The organism is Streptomyces odontotermitis, assembly GCF_050510915.1.
Lineage (GTDB): Bacteria > Actinomycetota > Actinomycetes > Streptomycetales > Streptomycetaceae > Streptomyces.
The window spans coordinates 249,724-269,222 of the sequence record NZ_JBNJLS010000003.1 but is presented as its reverse complement, the minus strand read 5'-3'; the positions used below and the strand labels follow the sequence as shown (position 1 = coordinate 269,222).

The window sequence follows — 19,499 nt, the reverse complement described above, 5'->3', positions numbered from 1 at the left end:
TGCGGATGCGTCGTGGTCGCTCGCGCAGTCCCCCGCGCCCCTGGCGGGGCGCCCCCCTCGGGCCCGGCAGCCCCTAGCCGAACACCACCGTCCGGGTGCCGTTCAGCAGAATCCGGTGCTCCGCGTGCCACTTCACCGCGCGCGCCAGCGCCCGGCACTCGACGTCGCGGCCGATCGCCACCAGCTGGTCCGGCGTGACGTCGTGGCCGACTCGCTCGACCTCCTGCTCGATGATCGGGCCCTCGTCGAGGTCGGCGGTCACATAGTGCGCCGTGGCACCGATCAGCTTCACGCCGCGCGCGTGCGCCTGGTGGTACGGCTTCGCGCCCTTGAAGCTCGGCAGGAACGAGTGGTGGATGTTGATGATGCGGCCGCTGAGCTGCTTGCACAGGTCGTCCGAGAGGACCTGCATGTAGCGGGCGAGGACGACCAGTTCCACGTTCTGCTCGCGGACCAGCTCCAGGAGCTGGGCCTCGGCCATCGCCTTGGTGTCCTTGGTGACCGGGATGTGGTGGAACGGGACGTCGTACGACGCGGCCAGCTCGGCGAAGTCCGTGTGGTTCGAGACGACCGCCGCGATCTCCACCGGCAGCGCGCCGATGCGCGAGCGGAACAGCAGGTCGTTCAGGCAGTGGCCGAACTTCGAGACGAGCAGCGCGATGCGCATCTTCCCGTCGGCCCGGTGCAGCTGCCAGTCCATGTGGAAGGAGTCGCCGACGGCGGCGAAGCTCGCACGCAGCTTCTCCACGGTCACCGGGGCCTCGGCCGAGAAGTGCACCCGCATGAAGAAGAGACCGGTGTCGTGGTCGCCGAACTGCTGGCTGTCCTCGATGTTGCAGCCGGTCATGAAGAGGTAACTCGACACGGCGTGCACGATGCCCTGCTTGTCGGGGCAGGAGAGGGTGAGGACGTACTGGTCAGCGTCGGACGGGGACACGGGCTTCTCGCTCATGGAAATAAGGGTCGCACAGCCCGCGGGGCCCGTTGTCCCCGTCTCGCCCTGCGGTCAGGGGACCGACCGCCTCAGGAAGCCGAACCCCGTAAGCAAGCCGAACCCGTCAGGAAGCCGAGCGCGTCAGGATGCGCAGCACCTCCAGCGTCCGCGGCGGCTGGTCCGGGTCCTCCCCGTCGCTCACCGCCAGGTGCACGTGCGCGTCCCGCGCCGCGTGCACGGCCTCCGGCCAGCCCGGGTGGTCCAGATACGCGGAGACGGCCGCGTCCGGGCCCACCTCGTGCATGATCCGCAGCACCCGGAGCACCGCGGCGTCGACGAGCGCCGCCTCCTGCGGGTCGCGGAAGATCGTCCCCACGTACTTGTCCGCCGACCAGTTGTCCAGCCAGGTGTCCTCGACGAGGCGGTACACGGCGTCGGTCACATCCCCGTACTCCTCGCGGCCCGCGAGCCAGCACTCCTGCTGGAAGCGCGGGTCGGAGAGCATGTGCAGCGCCGAGCGCACATTGGTGCGCCAGCGCCACCACGGCATGTCGTTCGTTGGCATGCCGCCCATGGTGGTGGAGCGACGGCCGCGACGGGAAGACTTCTCCGAACCTTGTTGCACGGTCATCGATCGTACGTTCCCCCGAGCCGCAGCCGAATCGGCCCCTTCCCTTCACCTTCTTGTCACTGCCCGTTGAACACGAGTCACTCAAAGATTGGGCCCCGTCCGGAATCGTGCGTGCACATGCCCGTCTCGCGACGCACAGCCCTCCCCCGTCACCCCTTCAAGACCGCGGCTCTCTCGGCCTGTGCAGCGGCGGTGTGCGCGTCCCTGATATCCGGCTGCGGCGTGATCCCCGGAACCGGCGGCGCCAAGAGCCCCATCACGGTCATGACCTGGGCGCCGGACAAGACGAAGGCCACCAACAAGCCGGGCGTCCCCGCGATGGCGCAGGCGTTCGCGCGCTGGGCCAACGCCCACGGCGGCCTCGACGGCCATGAACTCAAGGTCATCACCTGCAACGACGAGAACGACTCGGTGGCCGCGGCGGACTGCGCCCGCAGGGCCGTCGACGAGAAGGTCGCCGCGGTCGTCGGCTCCTACAGCCAGTACGCGGGCTCGGCGCTCTCCCCGCTGGAGGTCGCGGGCATCCCGTACATCGGCGGCTACGGCATCACGGACGAGGAGTTCACCAGCGCCCTGTCCTACCCCGTCAACGGCGGCCAGGCGGCGCTGCTCGCGGGCAACGGCCGCCAGCTGGCCCGCAGTTGTGCACGCGTCTCACTGGTCCGCCCCGACACCATCGCGGGCGACGACCTGCCCAAGCTCCTCGACTCCGGCCTCGCCGAGGGCCGCCGGGGCAAGGCCCGGGACATCAGGGCGCCCGAGGACGGCACCGACTTCACGTTCCAGGCCGAGCAGGCGCTGAAGCACGCGGGCTCCGGCGGCTGTGTCACCGCGGCGCTCGGCGACCGCACCGACACCTTCTACGACTCGTTCCGGCGCACCGAGGACCTGTACGCGAAGCCGCGCATCTCCTCCGTGCTCGGCAGCCTCGACCAGTCCCTCATCGACCGCACGGGCGGCAGCGACAGCCCGTACGAAGGCGCCTACGTCACCGGCTGGTACCCGGCGGCGAGCGATCCGCGCTGGGACCAGATGCGCTCGGCCGTCCGCGAGCAGGCGTTCGGCGACAACCGCATCGACCCGACGGACGCGGGCGTGCAGACGACATGGATCGCCTACACCGTCCTGAAGCAGGCCGTGGAGTCGCTCGACGGCGGCGAGGTGTCGGCGCGCACGCTGCGCCGCGCCTTCGACCACGGTCTGCGCGTCAGCACGGGCGGCCTCACGCCCACCCTGAGCTGGCGCTTCGAGGACACGATCGCCGTCGGCGGCTATCCGCGCCTGATCAACCCCGACGTCACCTTCCAAGTGGTGCGGGAGGGACGCCTGGTGCCGGTGCGGCGCGGCTTCGTGAACATGGCGAAGACCCTGGAGCGGGTGTAGCTCGGTGTAGCTCGGTGTAGCTCGGTGTAGCTCGGTGTAGCTCGGTGTAGCTCGGTATAGCTCCAGGGCGCGCCGCCCCGCAGGCCGACCCGCCCGCTACAGCTGCGACTTGTCGCGGACCGTCAGGCCGTACTTCTTGGCGAGCGGGTTCCAGCGGTCGGCGGCGGCCTGCTTCTGCGCGGTCGCCCGGCCCGAGGCCGCCGTGCCCGCGTTGTACTGCGGGGTGTGGCGAGCGACGCCCTTCTTGCAGAGCGCCTTCTTCTTGCCGGCGACCTGGTCGGCCCACGCGGCGTAGTGGTTGTCGGCCGAAGCGGACGCCTTCCAGGCGTTGTTGAGGGACGCCTTCAACTGCGCGTTGTTCGGCAGCTTGTCGATGGTGAGCCCGGAGAGGCGGGTCACCAGGTCGCCGCGCTGCTTGGCGGCGCCGCGCAGGTCGCTCGCCGCCTGGCCGAGGTTCTTGCACTGGCCCACGTCGCGCACGGCGCCGATCACCGCGTCCCGGCTGTTGTTGCTGTCCGCGAGGAGCTTGTCGAGCGCGACGGCCTGCGCCTTGGCCGGGTCGGGGGCCTTGGACGGCTCCCCGCTCTCGGGGGCCGTGGCCGACACGGGCTCGCCGTCGTCGCCCTTGTCGTCGTCGCCCCCGCCGCTGCTGAGCAGGGCGCCCGCGCCGATGCCGAGCACGGCGATGCCGACGCCGAGGGCCGCGAACAGGGGGAGTTTGGAGCCGGTTCGGCGGCGGGGCCCGCCGGACCCGGCCCCGTGCCCGCCCGGCTCGGGCTGCGGCGCCACGGAGGGCGCGGCCGCCATCGCCGGGTCGAAGCGCGGCATCTGCTGCGTGGAGGCCGCGCCGCCCTCGTCGCCGGGGCCCGGCTCCGTACGGAAGAGGCTGTCGAACTCGGCCGGCGGCTTGCGGTCGCCGGGGGCGCCGGGCCTGATCCCGTACGGGGCGGAGGTGGGCTCCGCGGGCACGGGGGCGATGTACTGGGTGGCCTCGCTGTCCGGCCCGCCGGGGACGGGCGGCGCGGGCTGCTGCGCGTGCGGCATGGCGCGGCCGAGGAACTGGGTGGCGTCGGCGGCGGGTCCGGAGGCGGACGGGGACGCGGGTGCCTCGGGGGGCAGGGCGCCGGGTGCGACCGGCGGTATGTACTGGGTGGCGCCCTCGTCGGCGCCGGGAGCGGGCGCGGCTCCCGCGGCGGGCGTGGGGGGTATGAGCTGGGTGGCTTCCGCGGCGGAGTCCGGGGCGGCGGGCGCGGCGGGCGCCCGGTGCGCGCCGCGCGCGGGAGCGGCCGGGGGAAGCTGCTGCGGCTGTACGGCGGGCGGGAGCTGCCCCGCGTCCTGGGCCGGGTGCGCGGCGGGCGGGAACTGCTGCGGGAGCTGCTGGCCATGGCCGTGCTCGGCGGGCTGCGGGAGCGGCTGGCCCTGCGTCCCGTACTGCCCCTGGCTCTGGCCCAGACCCTGACTCTGACCCTGGTACTGCCCGTGGTCCTGGTACTGCCCCTGGCCGGGGACCTGGCCCTGGCCCTGGCCCGGGAACTGGCCCTGGCCCGGGAACTGGCCCGGCGCACCCTCCGGCGGCAGCGCCTGCCCCTGCCCGTAACTCTGGCCCTCCGGCGGCAGCGGCTGCCCCTGCCCTTGCTCGGGGGACTGGTACTGGTACTGGTGCTGCCCCTGGTACGGGTCCGGCTGGTGCGCGTCCGGCGCGGGCGGCGCTCCCCACGCCTGCCCGGCCCCCGGCAGGTCCTGCGGCGGAAGTCCCCCGGCCTGTGCCGACTGCGGGCCCCACGGCTCGCCCCAGGGGCTGCCGCCCGCCGGGGCGGCCTGGCCCGCGGTGCCGGGCAGCAGCGGTTCGCCGCCGTCCGCGGGCAGGATCACGCCCTCGTGCGCTGGCCGAGCCGCGGGCTGCTGCGGATCGGAGGAAGCAGCGCCCTGTCCGCTCTGCTGCGTCACCGGGACTCCTACGTATGGGGGACCTTCGGAATCGTCGGGTCACGCTACCGGGTCCCCGTGGCGCTCGGCCACGCAGCTCGAGCCGGTGACCGGACGGCGAAGAAGGCAGTAACAATTGCGCGCGCGGGAACGCTGATTACGTCCGTTCGCTCCATCACGTGGGCGCACACGTCCTGTTCAACGCGCGGTCCGGCTCCGGTCACCCCTCGTACACGCACCTCCCGGGCGCGGCCCCCGAGGCCGCGCCCACGAGACGTACATCACGCCGCCTGGACCTCCAGGCGCGCTCCGAACTCCCGCACCACCGGCTCGTCCCGATAGGGCTCCAGGCGGTCCCGGAAGTCCTCCAGGTACTCCGCGCCCCGGTTCGAGCGGAGCGTGCCGAGGAGCTCGACGGCCTTGAGGCCCGTGTGGCACGCCTGCTCCACCTCGCGCCGCTGCACCTGCGCGGTGGCCAGCAGGACCATGCCGATCGCCCGCCGCCGCGCCCGGGTCTCCGGGTGCCCGTCCAGGGACTCCTGCGCGGTGCGCGCCGCCGCGTCGGCCTGGCCCAAGTCGCGGTGGCAGTGCGCCAGTTCGTCCGCGAGGTAGGCGTGGTCGAAGTGGCGGATCCAGACCGGGTCGTCGCCGGAGCGGGTCTGCCCGGCCGCCCGGTCCATCGCCTCGATGGCCCGTCCTGACACGGCGTGCGCCGACCGCGCGTCCCCGAGCAGGGCGTGGCCGCGCGCCTCCGCCGCGTAGAACATGGACTCCGCGCGCGGGGTGACGCGCCCCCGCGCCCCCTCCTGCGCGGCCCGGGCAAGCTGTGCGATCTCCCGGGGGTTGCCGAGCTGCGCGGCGAGGTGGCTCATGGACGCGGCCAGCACATACCCGCCGTATCCCCGGTCCCCGGCGGCCTGCGCGAGCCGCAGCGCCTGGATGTAGTAGCGCTGGGCGAGGCCCGGCTGCCCGGTGTCGACGGCCATGTAGCCGGCGAGCTCCGTCAACCGCGCGACCGCCGCGAACAGTTCACGCCCCACCGCCTCCCGGTACGAGCCGGAGAGCAGCCCCGACACCACCGAGTTCAGGTAGTGCACGACCACCGGGCGGACGTGCCCGCTGCCGTACTGGTGGTCCAGCTGCGTCAGGGCCTCCGTCATGGCGCGCACCGCCGACACGTCCGAGAGCCCGACGCGCGGGCCCGCCATCCGGCCGACCTGCGAGTCCGGCGAGGAGATCAGCCAGTCGCGGCTCGGCTCGACGAGCGCGGACGCCGCCACGGAGGAGCCGGAGAGGAAGTCCCTGCGGCCCACGTCGCTGCGCCACAGCTCGCAGACCTGCTCGATGGCGCCGAGGACCGTCGGCGAGAACTGGAGGCCGACACCGGAGGCGAGGTTCTTGCCGTTCGCCATGCCGATCTCGTCGATGGTGACGGTGCGGCCCAGCTTGCGGCCGAGCGCCTCCGCGATGATGCCGGGCGCCCGCCCGCGCGGCTGCTGTCCGCGCAGCCAGCGGGCCACCGATGTCTTGTCGTACCGCAGATCGAGTCCGTGCTCCGCGCCGCACATGTTGACCCTGCGGGCGAGGCCCGCGTTCGAGCAGCCCGCTTCCTGGATCAGTGCCTGCAGTCGTTCGTTGGGCTGTCGAGCTACGAGTGGCCTGGCGGCCATGGCGTACCCCCTGTGTGCACCGTGGACCATCGTGAGCGGTCCGGGCCGAGGAGCCCGTCCCTCGATGATCAATGCCCTGGGGACAAACGGAAGATGCGGGCGAATTACCCCTAAGTGAACTTAAGCGAGTCATCCGTTCGCCCTGAACGTGGCTACCCGCCCCCGGCAGCCGATCCCCGTCTGCGCCCCCACCCATGCACCCATGCGCCCCAGGTGGGTAAACGATGCTCCTCCCCCGCGCGCGCGTGAGCCCGTAACCCTCTGTGGTGAGGGGAGTTGAGAACTTCGTGGAAGAGACCATCGGAGTCACGTCAGCCGCGCAGATCCCGAAGCAGCGCGGAGAATCCTTGCTGGACACGGCCGTGCGATACGCGGAAGAGCGCCACTGGGACGTGTTCCCCGGCACCTGGCTCGACTCCGTCGAAGGCGCCGAACGGTGCTCGTGCGGTGACACCGCGTGCGCGCGTCCCGGCGCCCACCCCGCGCGCGAGGACTGGGCGACCCAGGCGACCGGCAGCGCGACCGTCGCACGGCGGCTGTGGTCGAAGCAGCCCAAGGCGTCGATCCTGCTGCCCACGGGGCGCACCTTCGACGCCATTGACGTGCCCGAGACCGCGGGATTCCTGGCTCTCGCCCGCATGGAGCGGATGGAGCTGACGCTCGGTCCGGTCACCTGCACCCCGGACCGGCGCATGCAGTTCTTCGTGCTCCCCGGGGCGACGGTGAAGGTCCCCGACCTCGTCCGCAAGCTCGGCTGGCCGCCCGCCGCGCTGGACCTGATCGCTCTCGGCGAGGGCGCGTACGTCGCGGCGCCGCCCACCCGCTTCGGCGCCTCCGGCGCCGTCCAGTGGGCCTGCCGGCCGACGGCCGCCAACCGCTGGCTGCCCGACGCGGAGGAGATCATCTCGCCGCTGTCGTACGCCTGCGGGCGCGAGGGCCGCCGCCGCTAGCGCCGGTCGGGGCGGGGCGGCGGTTAGCCTCGCCTTGTGAGCGAGACAACAACAGCGGACCAGGGCGCCGTCGTGCCCGCCGTCCGCGTGCAGGGACTCTGGAAGCGGTTCGGGCAGCAGATCGCCGTCGCCGGGATCGATCTGGCCCTGCCCGCGGGCAAGTTCATCGGGCTCGTCGGCCCCAACGGCGCGGGCAAGACCACCACCCTGTCCATGGTCACGGGCCTGCTCCGGCCCGACCAGGGCACGGTCGAGGTCGTCGGGCGCGACGTCTGGCGGGCCCCCGAGGAGACCGTCGACGTCAAGTCGCGCATCGGGGTGCTGCCGGAGGGGCTGCGGCTCTTCGAGCGGCTCTCCGGGCGTGAACTCCTCGCCTATACGGGCAGGCTGCGCGGCCTGCCCGGCGACGAGGTCGACAAGCGCGCCACCCAGCTCCTGGACGTCCTTGACCTCGCGGGCGCGCAGCACAAGCTCGTCGTCGACTACTCGACGGGCATGCGCAAGAAGATCGGGCTCGCCGCCGCCCTGCTGCACAACCCCGAAGTCCTCTTCCTGGACGAGCCGTTCGAGGGCGTCGACCCGGTCTCCGCACAGACCATCCGCGGCGTCCTCGAACGGTTCACGGGCTCCGGCGCCACCGTCGTCTTCTCCTCGCACGTGATGGAGCTCGTGGAGTCGCTGTGCGACTGGGTCGCCGTGATGGCGGCGGGCCGCATCCGCGCGCACGGCACGCTGGCGGAGGTCCGCGGGGACGCGCCCTCGCTGCAGGAGGCGTTCCTCGAACTCGTGGGCGCGGGCGGCCGGGACGCGGGCTCGGACCTGGACTGGCTGGGCGGGGGCCCGCGTTGAGCACCGCACCCGTCACCCCCGCGGCCTCCGCCCCCTCCCCTTCCGCCGCTCCGGGGGTGACCGGCGTCTTCGTACGGCTGAAGCTGTCGCTCCTGCGCAACGGCCTGCGGCAGTCGTCGGGGCGGCGGGCCGCCTACATCGCCTCCGTCGTGCTCGTGCTGCTCTTCGCGGCGGCGCAGCTCCTCGGGCTCATCGCGCTGCGCGGCAGCGCGCACGCGGGCACCGTCGCCGTCTTCCTCGTCGCGGTCCTCGCGCTCGGCTGGGCGGTCATGCCGCTGTTCTTCCCCGGCGGCGACGAGACCCTCGACCCGACGCGCCTGGTGATGCTCCCGCTGCGCCCCCGCTCCCTGGTGCGGGCGCTGCTCGCCGCGTCGCTCGTCGGGATCGGGCCGCTGTTCACGCTCTGCATGGCGCTCGGCGGGGTGATCTCGGTGGCGCACGGGTCCGCGGCCGCCGTGGTCTCCGTGGTGGCGGTGCCGCTGGCCGTCCTCATCTGCGTGGCGCTCGCCCGCGCCGTCGCGACCGCCAACATCCGGCTGCTCACCAGCCGCAAGGGCCGCGACCTCGCGGTGCTCAGCGGCCTCGTCATCGCCGTCGGCGCGCAGGTCGTGAACTTCGGGGCGCAGAAGCTCGGTTCGACCGACGGCGGCCTGGCCAAGCTCGATCCGGCGGCCGACGTCCTCGGCTGGATCCCGCCCGCGTCGGCGCTCGGGGCGGTGCGGGCGGTGAGCGAGGGCGCGTACGCCGCCGGGCTCGCCCGGCTCGCCCTCGCGGTGGCCGCGCTGTTCGCCCTGCTCACGGTCTGGCGGCGCAGCCTCGACCGCCTGATGACGTCCCCCGACAGCTCCACGCTCGCCGCCGCCGAACCCGCCAAGGAGAAGGCGCGGCGCACCGGGCGCGGCCGCGGTCTGCTGCCCTCCGGGCGCACCGGCACCGTGATGGAGCGCACCCTGCGCTATGTGTGGCGGGACCCCAAGACCAAGGCCGCCTGGGTCACTTCGCTCGCCATCGGCCTCATCGTGCCGCTCTTCAACGCCCTCCAGGACACCGGCTCGATCTACTTCGCCTGCTTCGCGGCGGGGATGCTCGGCATCCAGATGTACAACCAGTTCGGGCAGGACACCTCGGCGTTCTGGATGGTCGCGATGACGATCGGGTCGACGCGCGACGCATACGTCGAACTGCGCGGCCGCGCCCTCGCGCTGCTGGTGATCACCCTGCCGTACGCGACTCTGGTCACCGTCCTCACCACGGCGCTGCTCGGCGACTGGGCGGCGCTGCCCGAGGTCCTCGGGCTCTCCTTCGCGCTGCTCGGCGCGATGCTGGCGACGGGCGCCTGGTCCTCGGCGCGGTTCCCGTACTCGATCCCGCAGGACGGCTACAAGAACGTGGCGCCGGGGCAGGCAGGGCTCGCCTGGATGTCCATCTTCGGCGGCATGGTCGCGGCGTCCGTGCTGTGCGCGCCCGTCCTCGCCTTCACGATCTGGCTGCACGCGTCGGGGGCGCAGTCGTGGACGTGGGTGCTGCTGCCGCTGGGCGCGGCCTATGGGGCGGCGGTGACGGCGGGCGGGCTGCGGCTCGCGGCGCCGCGGGTGGCGGGGCGGCTGCCGGAGATCCTGGCGGCGGTCAGCAAGGGCTGAGGCCCGTACCCGTAAAGGGTCGGGGAACGCAGGCGACCCGCGAGCCGTGGTTCCCGCCGGAGTCGCGAGGACTCTGCGGGAAGCCGGCCGGACGTACCGGCGGCTCGCGGGTCGGGTGACTGCTGGGAATAGGGCCGGCTGCACGCACAACACACGTGCTGGTCCGGCGCCGAATTCGAGATGCGACGTCGGGCCGCTAGCCCGCAGTCACCTCACGCGTCCGGTTTCCATACATCTGCCGAACCACCTCCCTTCTCGTGTACGCAGCACCCTAAGAACCGCCCCAGGAGACGCACAACCTATTTTTGGAGACCTTGAGGACACGGTGGGCCGGGACCGGCCGGGCAATGAATTGCCCCAACTTCCGGGAACACCCTGTGGCCTTGCTCACGTTCGAGTTCAATGATCTGGAGTGCGGTCCAGGCGAGGGGGTGCCGGGTGAGTGCTTCCCGACAGAGCGGAACCACGGACGAGTTGGGGCCTGAAGAGCCGGAACCGGGTGGGGCCAAGCTGCTGGCGGCGCTGCTCGACGGGATGGACGCGGCGCTGTGCGCCTTCGACGCCGACGGTGTGGTGACCCACTGGAACCGCGAGGCGGAGCGGATACTCGGCTGGTCCGCCGCCGAGGCTGTCGGGCGCAGGGGCTTCGCCGGGTGGGCGGTGCGCAGCGCCGACGCGGCCGAGGTCGAGGAGCGGCTCCTGTCCGCGATGCACGCCCCGGGGCGGCAGGTCCACGAGTTCGCGCTGCTGACCAAGGACGGCGGCCGGGTCCTGGTGCGCACCCAGTCGGCGGCGGTGCGCGGCGACGACGACAAGCCCGCCGGGGTGTACTGCGCGTTCAGCGAGGTGCACGCCCAGATCGACCTGGAGCGGTCCATCGCGCTGAGCGAGGCCCTCTTCGAGACGGCGTCGTGGGGCGTGGTCCTCGTCGACGCGGACCTGCGCCCCGCGGTGGCCAACGAGTCGGCGGCCCGCGCCCTCGGCATGGGCCGGACGGCCTTGCTGGGCCGCCCGCTGGGCGAGCTCCTCGGGCAGGGCGTGGAGGAGCTGGAGAGCGTCCTCGCGCACGTCCTCGCGGAGGGTGCGCCGCCCGCGCCCGCGGAGATGTGGGTGTCGGTGCGCGCCTCCGGGGACACCGAGGGCGGCGCCCCCGAGTTCGAGCGCAAGTGCTGGCGCAGCGGCTTCGTGCGGCTCGCCTCGCCGCTCGCGGAGGAACCGGTGCCGCTGGGCGTCGGCTGGCTCTTCCAGGACATCACGGAGGCCAAGCAGACCGAGCAGGAGGCCGCCCAACTGCGGTTCCGCTCCCAGCAGTTGCATCGGGCCGCGCGGGCGGCCGCCGAGTGCGAGGACCCGGCGGAGGCGGCGACCGTCCAACTGGACTTCGCCCTGGCCGGGTTCGCCGACCACGCCCTGCTCGACGTGGTGGTCGGCGGGGCGGCCGGGGGGCCGGGGCCTCTGCGGCTGGCCCGCGCCGCCGAGACGCCCACCGGCGGTGCGTCCGGGCCCTGCCACTCCGTGGGCCGCACCGGCATACCGGTCCGCTATCTGGAGGGGCACCCGGCGCCGCAGGCCGCCGAGCGGGCCGGTTCGGTGCGGGCCGGTGCGGGGGCGGCGGCGCCGGAGCGGGCCCGGGAGTGGGCCCGCGCCCGGCACTGGCCGGACGACACGGCGCACGCGCTCTGTTCCGCCCTGCGGAGCCGGGGGCGGACCATCGGTGTCGTGACGTTCCTGCGCACGGCCAGCCGCTCGCCCTTCGACCGTGCGGACGCGGCGTACGCGGAGAGCGTGGGCGCGCGGGTCGCTGCCGCGCTGGACCTGGCCGAGTTGCTGAAGGGGCAGGAGGAACAAGGGGGTTGAGAGGCGGGGGCGACCGGTACACCCCCCACAGAGTGACCGGCGCACCCCCGCCCGTTCACGCCGCCTGCAGCGCCAGCGTCGGCGACAGGCGGGCCGCCCGGATCGCCGGGTACAGGCCCGCCACCGTCCCGATCACCAGCGTCGCCCCGAAGCCCCCGCTCACCGCCCACAGCGGCACCACCCACGGCAGGCCGCCCGAGCTCGCGTACGCCGCCGTCGCCGCCGCGCCGAGCGCGATGCCCGCCAGGCCGCCGAGGCCCGAGAGCAGCAGGGACTCCGTCACGAACTGGATGCGGATCTGGCCGCGCGTGGCGCCCAGCGAGCGGCGCAGGCCGATCTCGTGGCGGCGCTCCAACACCGAGATGATCATGGTGTTGGCCACGCCGACGCCGCCCACGAGCAGCGCGATCCCGCCGAGTCCGAGCAGCAGCGTGGAGAACGCGCCCTCCGTCGCCGCCTTCGCCTGGAGCGCCGCCGAAGGGTCGGTGACCTGGACGTTGCGCGGGTTCTCCGGGTCGATCGAGGGCGCGAGGAGCTTCCGTACGCCGGAGACGGTCGCGTCCGTGGAGCGCTCGTACACGGACGTGGGGTGGCCGTCGAAGCCCAGGGTGCTCCGCGCGGCGTCCCAGCCGACCAGGGCCGAGCGTTCGATCTCGGGGGCCAGGGGCAGCGGGTCGAGGATGCCGATGACCGTGAAGTAGCGGTCGCCGATCCACACCTGCTGTCCGGGCGAGGTGATGCCGAGTCGCTGGGCCGCGACATGGCCGAGGACCACGGACGGGTAGCGGCCCGTGGCCTTGTTGAGCCAGGTGCCCCGGTCCACCGAGCCGCGCAGGGTGGCGAGCAGGCCCTCCGTCGCGGCCTTGACGGCGAGGCCGCCCGTCTCCTCCTCGGGGATCTTCTCGCTGCGGCGCACGGCCTTGTCGATGTCCCCGGTGCTGCCCACGTGCTCCACGCCCTCGATGCGGGAGGCGCGGCCCGTCGCGTCCTTGGGCAGCTTCACCTTCTCGCCCGAGAACATCGGCTCACCGGGCTTGGCCACCAGCATGTTCGTCCCCAACTCGTCGAGCTCTTCGAGGAGTTGAGCCTTGGACGAGGACGAGATGCCGACCACCGCGATCATCGTCGCGATGCCGATGGCGATGCCGAGCGCCGACAGGGCCACCCGCAGGGGGCGGGTGCGCAGGCCCGACGAGCCCACGTGGAGGACGTCCCGGGGGGTCAGGCGCGGGGGGCGGAGCCTCATCGGGCGGCCACCTCCTCGGGCGTACGGGGGTCGGTGGGGGGCGGGGTCCGCGTGTCCGTGACGATCTCGCCGTCCCTGATGCGCACTTGGCGCGGCAGCCGGCCCGCGATCTCCGTGTCGTGGGTGATGACGGCGATGGTCGCGCCGTCCGCGTTGAGGTCGTGCAGGAGCTGCATGACCGCGTCGCCGGACGCCGAGTCGAGGGCGCCCGTGGGCTCGTCGGCGAGGAGCAGGTCGGGTTCGCCGACGACGGCGCGGGCGATCGCCACGCGCTGCTTCTGGCCGCCGGACAGCTCGTGCGGGCGGTGGTGCATGCGGTCGGCGAGGCCGACGCGGTCCAGGGCCTCGGCGGCGGCCTGGCGGCGCCGGGCCCGGGACAGGCCCGAGTAGAGCAGGCCCTCGGCGACGTTCTCCCGCGCGCTGACGCCAGGCACCAGGTGGAACGCCTGGAAGACGAAGCCGATGTGGCGCGAGCGCAGCGCGGACAGGCTGCGGTCGGACAGGGCCGCCACGTCGTGGCCCGCGATGGCCACGTGTCCCGCCGTGGGCCGGTCGAGGGTGCCCACGATGTGCAGGAGCGTCGACTTGCCGGAGCCGGACGGGCCGACGAGGGCGAGGAGTTCGCCCTCGTCGACGGTGAGGTCCACGCCGCGCAGCGCCGCGACCCCGCCCGGGTACTCCTTGGTGACGCCGGTCAGTTCCACTACGGCGCTCATATCAACTCCCGTACGGCGCTCATACCTTGGGCACCCCGACCTTCATGCCCGCGCGCAGGCCGCCCCCGCTCACCTCGACGCGCCCCTGCCCGAACATGCCGAGCCTCACCTCGACCTGGCGGGCCTTGCCGTGCTCGACGACCTGGACCCCGTAGCCGCCGCCGGGCAGCGCGAGGAGCGCGTTGACGGGGACGGACAGGACGTTCTCCTTCGTCTCGCCGGTGAGGTTGACGGTGACCGGGGACTGGTCGAAGCCGTCGACCTTGCCCGGGTCGTCGAAGGTGACCGTCAGCGGGATCTTGGGCGTCTTGTCGGACGGGTCGTCGCCCCCGGGCTTCGCGGTCCTCCCCACGGAGGAGACGCGGCCCTCGGCGGTGGAGCCGTCCGGCAGATCCACCGTCACCTTCGTGCCGGCCTTCGCCAGCTTCGCGTCCGCGACCTCCAGCGAGAACCGCACGACGCGCTCGGAGCCCGTCGTGGACAGCACGGGCTTTCCCGGCGCCACCTGGTCGCCGACCGCCGAGTCGGCGGACTTCACGCGCACGGAGCCCGGCGAGAAGGCGATCTGCTCGGGCCCGACCCGGCCGGTCTGCTTGCGGTCGTGGGCCTTCTGCCACCGCTTCACGGCGGCCGCCGTCCCGTCCGTGTACGTGTCGTCGACGGCGAGCCCGGACCCGTATCCGAGCGCGCTCAGGTTCTCCTCCAGCTGCCGCACGTCCTTGCCCTTGTCGCCGGGCTTGAGGCTGCGGTACATGGGCTCGGTGCCGTACATCAGGCGCACCGGGACGCCGTTGACCTCGTAGAGGCGCCCGTCGCGGCTGATGGTGTCGCCGGACCCGGCGGACCAGGTGAGGATGCCCGCGCCGCCCGCGTTGACCTTGCGCTCCTTGTTGTAGCCGAGGGTGCCGTCGGCCTGCGAGGCGCTGCTGAGGTCGCCGCGCTCGACGTCGGCGGTGGCGGGCGGCAGGCCCGCGTCACGGCGGTCGGAGGAGCCCTTGCCGCCGCCCGCGTCGGCGAATCCGCTGACCGCGAGGCCGCCCCCGGCGATCGCCAGGAGCGCGACGACGGCCGAGCCGATGGCGGTACGGCGCTTCACGCGACGATGTCCTTGCACGCGGCGGCGGCCTTCTCCATCTTCTTCTGCTCGGCGCCCTTCGGGACGGGCATGGCCTTCATGCCGCCGCCCTCGAACTCCGGGTCGGGCATGTTGTAGCCGTTCTTGCGCATGCACTGCGCGTACTTGAGCATCTTGTCCTTCTCGGCCTGCGGGATCTCGCCGCCGGCCGCACCGCCGCTCTTGCCGGTGCACTTCTTCATCGCGGCCTGCATCTTCTCCTTGCTGAGATTGCCGCCGATGGCGATGCCCGCCATGGACTCGCCGGGCTTCGGCTCCTTGACGTCGAGGCCCTCCTTGCGCAGGCACTCGCGCTCCTTGAAGGCGGCGTCGGCGGCGTTCCCCTTGCCGCCGTCCTTGCCGCCCGCCGCCGAGTCGTCGGAGCCGGATCCGCCGCCCGAGCAGGCCGCGGTGAACAGGGCGAGGGCGGCGACCCCCGATGCGATGACCGACGAACGCGTACGAGTCCTCATGTGCTTCCCCTCGGAAGTGGGCGGTGCGTGGGCTGTGAGTCGGCATGAGTGGGCTCTGTGCCGCGCTCAGGCTCACGGGAAGCGGGGTTTCGTTTCCTTCAACGGAGGCGCTTACATCGGCGAAAGGTCCCCTTCGGGTACACCTGGCCGCATGCGCGTACTGCTGGTGGAGGACGAGGAGTTCCTGGCCGAGATGATCGCCGACGGGCTGCGCCGCGACGCGCTCGCCGTCGACGTCGCCGCCGACGGCCTCACCGCGCTGCGCAAACTCCAGCTCGGCGACTACGACGTCGTGGTCCTCGACCGGGACCTGCCGGGCGTGCACGGCGACGAGGTGTGCCGCCGCATCGTCCACATGCGGCTCCTCACCCGCGTCCTGATGCTGACGGCCTCCGGCACGGTCCGCGACCGCGTGGCCGGGCTCGGCCTCGGCGCCGACGACTACCTGACCAAGCCCTTCGCCTACGACGAGCTGCTCGCCCGCGTCCTCGCCCTCGGCCGCCGCGCCCGGCCCGCGCTGCCCCCGGTCATCGAGCGGGCCGGGCTCACCCTGGACACGGCCCGCCGCCAGGCCAGCCGCGACGGCCGCCACCTGTCGCTCTCCCGCAAGGAGTTCGCGGTCCTGGAGACGCTGCTCCGGGCCGACGGGGCCGTGGTCAGCGGCGAGGACCTGATCGAACAGGTCTGGGAGGAGGACACCAGCTACCGCACCAACGCGGTCCGGGTCACCCTCTCCAAGCTCCGCGCCAAGCTGGGCGAGCCCCCGGTGGTGGAGACCGTGCCGGGCGCGGGCTACCGGATCACCGGGACGTCCCTGTGAGGGCGGGGCTGCGGATGGGCCTGCCGGCCGGCTTCCGGGCGAGCAGCGAGCGGGCCCGGCTCACCACGCTGTACGGGGGGCTGCTGGTGCTCGCCGGGCTGCTGCTGACGGGCGTGGTGTACCTGCTGGTCAAGCAGGGCCTCTACTCCTCCATCAGCACGGCGGTGACGACGGCCGTGCCCGCCCGCAAGCTGGATCCGCCGTGGGTCGGCACCCCGATGCTCCCCATCCGGACGGCCGCGCCCGCCTCGCCCGCCCCGTCCGGGTCGGCCGGGCCCTACCGCGCGGACGACATCGGGGAGGGCCTCGCCATCGCCAGGGTCAGCGACCTCGCCGGGGAGGCCGCGCTGAGCCGGCTGCTGACCGTCTCCGTGATCGTCTTCACCGTGTACGCGGTGCTGTCCATCGCCCTCGCGTGGTGGATGGCGGGCCGGGTGCTCCGCCCCGTCGCCGTGATCACCGGCACCGCGCGCCGCCTCTCCGGCGAGAACCTGCACGAGCGGATCGACCTCGACGCCCCGCCCGGCGAGCTGAAGCGGCTCGCCGACACCTTCGACGAGATGCTCGACCGGATAGAGCAACTCGTGGGCGCCCAGCAGCGGTTCGCGGCCAACGCGGCGCACGAGCTGCGCACCCCGCTGGCGGTGCAGCGGGCGGCGGCGGAGATCGGCCTCGCCGGGGCGCTGGACGCGAGTGGGTTCTCCCCTGCACGAGCGGATTCGAGTGCTTGGGGAAGGGTCGACCGCATCCGCACGAAGCTCATCTCCGTCGCCGACGAGAGCGAGCGGCTCATCGAGGGGCTGCTGCTGCTCGCCACCTCGGAGCAGGGCGTGGAGCGGCGCGAGCCCATCGCCCTGGACGAGCTGGCGCACGCCGTCGCGGAGGGCCTCGCCGACGAGGCCGCCGAGCGCGACGTCACGGTCTCCGTGCGGGCCGAGCCCCTGACGGTGGCGGGCGACGGCGTGCTGCTCGACCGGCTCCTGCACAACCTGGTGGCGAACGGGGTCCGGCACAACGTGAAGGGCGGCACGGTCCGGGTGCACACGTCGGCGGCCGGTGTCGAGGTGAGCAACACGGGCCCCGACGTCCCCGCCGAGACGGTCCCGCACCTCTTCGAGCCCTTCCGCCGTCTCCACGAGCGCACGCACGCGCACGGGGAGGGCGCCGGACTCGGCCTGTCGATCGTGGCGGCGATCGCGCGGGCGCACGGGGCGACCGTCGCGGCGGAGCCGAACCGGGAGGGCGGCGGGCTCACCGTGCGGGTTCAGTGGCGGTAGAGGATCCGCCAGGGGCGGTGGCGGGCCCGTCAGTGGCGGTAGAAGATCCGGTCCGCGTACTCCTGGAAGACGCGGCCGTTCCACTCGTGGCCCCCGTCGACGTTCCCGGAGCGCAGCAGCGGGGGCTGGACGCCGTGCGCGGCGAGGCGCTCGACGGCGGCCGCCATCATGGCCTGCATCAGCGCGTTGGTGACGACGCTCGACGCGGGGCCGAAGGGCGCGTCCACCGTGTCCAGGGAGAGCTCGGCGTCGCCGACTGCGATCTTCGAGTCGATCACCACGTCGCAGTGGTCCCTCAGGAACGTCCCGGAGACGTGCCGCGACTTCGTCTCCGCCGCGTACGCCACCGACGTCACGCCGATGACCTTGAGGCCGAGGGCGCGGGCGTTCATCGCCATCTCCACCGGCAGCGAGTTCCGCCCCGAGAGCGAGATGATCACCAGGGCGTCGCCGGGGCGGGCCGGGCTGGAGTCCAGGACGGCGCCCGCGAGCCCGTCGACCCGCTCCAGGGCGGAGCCGAGCGTGGCGGGCATCACGTCGATGCCGACGACGCCGGGGACGGCCAGGAGGTTCATCAGGGCGAGGCCGCCCGCGCGGTAGACGACGTCCTGCGCGGCGAGCGAGGAGTGCCCGGCGCCGAAGGCGAAGAGCCGCCCGCCGGACTCCACGGCGTCGGCGAGCAGCTCGCCCGCCGCGGCGACGCTCTCGGACTCCTCGTCCCGGACCCGCCGGAGGAGACCGATCGCGGCGTCGAGGAACTGACCGGCCAGCTTGCTCTCGCTCGTCGAGCTCATGGGCGGCGAAACCTTCCCGGGTACGGACGTCGTGTGGCGCGGTGTGTGCCGCGGATCACGTTGCGGTCTGGACCAGTGCCCTGTCAATACGGCCCGGCCAGAGGCGCCCGCACCAGGGCGGAACCGGCTTTTGCCCCTGGCGCGACCCGGTTGTCAGCGGTATGCGTCAGAATTGAGGGCAGGGCCAGCGCACGAGCGAATTCTGAGGGGCACCCATGTCGGGGCTGATTGACACCACTGAGATGTATTTGCGCACCATCCTCGAGCTCGAGGAGGAAGGTGTGGTCCCCATGCGCGCCCGGATCGCCGAGCGGCTCGACCAGAGCGGGCCCACGGTGAGCCAGACGGTCGCGCGCATGGAGCGCGACGGTCTGGTGGCCGTGGCCAGCGACCGTCACCTGGAGCTCACCGAGGAGGGCCGCCGTCTCGCCACCCGCGTGATGCGCAAGCACCGCCTCGCCGAGTGCCTGCTGGTCGATGTGATCGGGCTCGAATGGGAGCAGGTGCACGCCGAGGCGTGCCGCTGGGAGCACGTGATGAGCGAGGCGGTCGAGCGCCGCGTCCTCGACCTGCTCCGCCACCCCACCGAGTCGCCGTACGGCAACCCGATCCCGGGCCTGGAGGAGCTGGGCGAGAAGGACGGCGCGGACCCGTTCCTGGACGAGGGCATGGTGTCCCTCGCCGATCTCGACCCGGGCGCGGAGGGCAAGACGGCCGTGGTGCGCCGCATCGGCGAGCCGATCCAGACGGACGCGCAGCTGATGTACACGCTGCGGCGCGCGGGCGTGCAGCCCGGGGCCGTGGTGAGCGTGACGGAGTCGCCGGGCGGCGTCCTCGTGGGCAGCAGCGGCGAGGCCGCCGAGCTCGCGTCGGACGTGGCGTCGCACGTCTTCGTCGCCAAGCGCTGACGGCGCCCCGGCGCGCGCTGCGCACACCGAGTCCCGCCCGCGGTCAACTGCCGTGACGGCAGGGGAAGTTGCGCGGATCCGGCGGCTTCATAACGGCCAAGATTCAGTGTGCGGAATCGCAGCGCCGGGACGCTTCGCGTGCGAGGCTGTCGCGAGAGGCATATGACCTGAGGGCTCTTGACCGAGTCGGCGCCGGGTCTGGCCGCAGGGCCGGAGAGGGGGCGGGAGATGTGCCCGTCTGGGGAGTGCGCGAGGTGTGCGGGACACGCGGCGCGCACGGCATACGCGGGGGCTCGTCCGCATGCGCCCGG

The 19,499-nt window shown here is 73.2% G+C and carries 17 protein-coding genes; 8 read left to right on the top strand and 9 right to left on the bottom strand.

Annotation, left to right across the window (positions count from 1 at the left end):
• Positions 1–73 precede the first annotated feature (73 nt).
• Positions 74–952: a formyltetrahydrofolate deformylase gene (purU, locus tag ACQB60_RS12015; protein WP_496925893.1), complete on the bottom strand. Its 879-nt coding sequence runs from the start codon at positions 950–952 to the stop codon at positions 74–76.
• Between the two features lie 106 nt (positions 953–1,058).
• Positions 1,059–1,565 (bottom strand): SCO4402 family protein, encoded by a 507-nt coding sequence (locus ACQB60_RS12010; protein ID WP_496925892.1) that lies wholly within the window; start codon positions 1,563–1,565, stop codon positions 1,059–1,061.
• A gap of 117 nt (positions 1,566–1,682) precedes the next feature.
• Between ACQB60_RS12010 and ACQB60_RS12005 the strand changes: the two genes are divergently transcribed.
• Positions 1,683–2,948: an ABC transporter substrate-binding protein gene (locus ACQB60_RS12005; protein WP_496925891.1), complete on the top strand. Its 1,266-nt coding sequence runs from the start codon at positions 1,683–1,685 to the stop codon at positions 2,946–2,948.
• Positions 2,949–3,044: 96 nt separating this feature from the next.
• On the opposite strand, the gene ACQB60_RS12000 is transcribed toward ACQB60_RS12005, so the two are convergent.
• The gene (locus ACQB60_RS12000) at positions 3,045–4,895 is read right to left on the bottom strand and encodes a hypothetical protein (protein WP_496925890.1); all 1,851 of its coding nucleotides are present in this window, start codon (positions 4,893–4,895) and stop codon (positions 3,045–3,047) included.
• Positions 4,896–5,155: 260 nt separating this feature from the next.
• Positions 5,156–6,544, bottom strand: coding sequence for an NsdA family TPR-like regulatory protein (locus ACQB60_RS11995; protein ID WP_384835805.1), 1,389 nt, complete (start codon positions 6,542–6,544; stop codon positions 5,156–5,158).
• Positions 6,545–6,831: 287 nt separating this feature from the next.
• Between ACQB60_RS11995 and ACQB60_RS11990 the strand changes: the two genes are divergently transcribed.
• The 4 genes from ACQB60_RS11990 to ACQB60_RS11975 all read left to right on the top strand — a co-directional run bounded on the left by ACQB60_RS11990 (position 6,832) and on the right by ACQB60_RS11975 (position 11,840).
• The gene (locus tag ACQB60_RS11990; protein WP_496925889.1) at positions 6,832–7,494 is read left to right on the top strand and encodes a bifunctional DNA primase/polymerase; all 663 of its coding nucleotides are present in this window, start codon (positions 6,832–6,834) and stop codon (positions 7,492–7,494) included.
• Positions 7,495–7,530: 36 nt separating this feature from the next.
• Positions 7,531–8,343, top strand: a complete 813-nt coding sequence (locus tag ACQB60_RS11985; protein ID WP_496925888.1) for an ABC transporter ATP-binding protein — start codon at positions 7,531–7,533, stop codon at positions 8,341–8,343.
• Positions 8,340–9,983, top strand: a complete 1,644-nt coding sequence (locus ACQB60_RS11980; protein ID WP_496925887.1) for a transporter — start codon at positions 8,340–8,342, stop codon at positions 9,981–9,983. The genes ACQB60_RS11985 and ACQB60_RS11980 overlap by 4 nt, the downstream gene beginning before the upstream one ends.
• 438 nt (positions 9,984–10,421) lie before the next feature.
• Complete coding sequence (locus ACQB60_RS11975; RefSeq protein WP_496925886.1) at positions 10,422–11,840, top strand: PAS domain-containing protein; 1,419 nt, start codon at positions 10,422–10,424, stop codon at positions 11,838–11,840.
• 55 nt (positions 11,841–11,895) lie between these two features.
• Here ACQB60_RS11975 and ACQB60_RS11970 read toward each other — a convergent pair whose 3' ends face one another.
• Genes ACQB60_RS11970 through ACQB60_RS11955 form a run of 4 tightly spaced genes read right to left on the bottom strand, consistent with a single transcriptional unit; the run spans position 11,896 to position 15,389 of the window.
• Positions 11,896–13,086, bottom strand: coding sequence for an ABC transporter permease (locus tag ACQB60_RS11970; RefSeq protein ID WP_496925885.1), 1,191 nt, complete (start codon positions 13,084–13,086; stop codon positions 11,896–11,898).
• Entirely contained in the window at positions 13,083–13,802 is a 720-nt protein-coding gene (locus tag ACQB60_RS11965) for an ABC transporter ATP-binding protein (RefSeq protein WP_496925884.1), read from the bottom strand. The genes ACQB60_RS11970 and ACQB60_RS11965 overlap by 4 nt, the downstream gene beginning before the upstream one ends.
• 19 nt (positions 13,803–13,821) lie before the next feature.
• Entirely contained in the window at positions 13,822–14,898 is a 1,077-nt protein-coding gene (locus tag ACQB60_RS11960; RefSeq protein ID WP_496925883.1) for an efflux RND transporter periplasmic adaptor subunit, read from the bottom strand.
• Entirely contained in the window at positions 14,895–15,389 is a 495-nt protein-coding gene (locus tag ACQB60_RS11955; protein ID WP_496925882.1) for a hypothetical protein, read from the bottom strand. Before ACQB60_RS11955 ends, ACQB60_RS11960 begins: the two co-directional genes overlap by 4 nt.
• A gap of 151 nt (positions 15,390–15,540) precedes the next feature.
• Between ACQB60_RS11955 and ACQB60_RS11950 the strand changes: the two genes are divergently transcribed.
• Both ACQB60_RS11950 and ACQB60_RS11945 read left to right on the top strand, forming a co-directional pair.
• Positions 15,541–16,209: a response regulator transcription factor gene (locus tag ACQB60_RS11950; RefSeq protein ID WP_496925881.1), complete on the top strand. Its 669-nt coding sequence runs from the start codon at positions 15,541–15,543 to the stop codon at positions 16,207–16,209.
• 14 nt (positions 16,210–16,223) lie between these two features.
• Positions 16,224–17,486: a sensor histidine kinase gene (locus tag ACQB60_RS11945; protein WP_496925880.1), complete on the top strand. Its 1,263-nt coding sequence runs from the start codon at positions 16,224–16,226 to the stop codon at positions 17,484–17,486.
• A gap of 29 nt (positions 17,487–17,515) precedes the next feature.
• On the opposite strand, the gene ACQB60_RS11940 is transcribed toward ACQB60_RS11945, so the two are convergent.
• Positions 17,516–18,280, bottom strand: coding sequence for an SIS domain-containing protein (locus ACQB60_RS11940; protein ID WP_496925879.1), 765 nt, complete (start codon positions 18,278–18,280; stop codon positions 17,516–17,518).
• A 215-nt stretch (positions 18,281–18,495) separates the two neighbouring features.
• Between ACQB60_RS11940 and ACQB60_RS11935 the strand changes: the two genes are divergently transcribed.
• Entirely contained in the window at positions 18,496–19,188 is a 693-nt protein-coding gene (locus ACQB60_RS11935; protein WP_384835838.1) for an iron-dependent transcriptional repressor DtxR, read from the top strand.
• Positions 19,189–19,499: the final 311 nt, after the last annotated feature.

Coding starts and splice junctions, on each gene's coding strand:
- ACQB60_RS11970 (WP_496925885.1), bottom strand. CDS start 13,086: ATGAGGCTCCGCCCCCCGCGCCTGACCCCCCGGGACGTCCTCCACGTG.
- ACQB60_RS11945 (WP_496925880.1), top strand. CDS start 16,224: ATGGGCCTGCCGGCCGGCTTCCGGGCGAGCAGCGAGCGGGCCCGGCTC.
- ACQB60_RS11950 (WP_496925881.1), top strand. CDS start 15,541: ATGCGCGTACTGCTGGTGGAGGACGAGGAGTTCCTGGCCGAGATGATC.
- ACQB60_RS11940 (WP_496925879.1), bottom strand. CDS start 18,280: ATGAGCTCGACGAGCGAGAGCAAGCTGGCCGGTCAGTTCCTCGACGCC.
- ACQB60_RS11935 (WP_384835838.1), top strand. CDS start 18,496: ATGTCGGGGCTGATTGACACCACTGAGATGTATTTGCGCACCATCCTC.
- purU (WP_496925893.1), bottom strand. CDS start 952: ATGAGCGAGAAGCCCGTGTCCCCGTCCGACGCTGACCAGTACGTCCTC.
- ACQB60_RS12005 (WP_496925891.1), top strand. CDS start 1,683: ATGCCCGTCTCGCGACGCACAGCCCTCCCCCGTCACCCCTTCAAGACC.
- ACQB60_RS11955 (WP_496925882.1), bottom strand. CDS start 15,389: ATGAGGACTCGTACGCGTTCGTCGGTCATCGCATCGGGGGTCGCCGCC.
- ACQB60_RS12010 (WP_496925892.1), bottom strand. CDS start 1,565: ATGACCGTGCAACAAGGTTCGGAGAAGTCTTCCCGTCGCGGCCGTCGC.
- ACQB60_RS11965 (WP_496925884.1), bottom strand. CDS start 13,802: ATGAGCGCCGTAGTGGAACTGACCGGCGTCACCAAGGAGTACCCGGGC.
- ACQB60_RS11995 (WP_384835805.1), bottom strand. CDS start 6,544: ATGGCCGCCAGGCCACTCGTAGCTCGACAGCCCAACGAACGACTGCAG.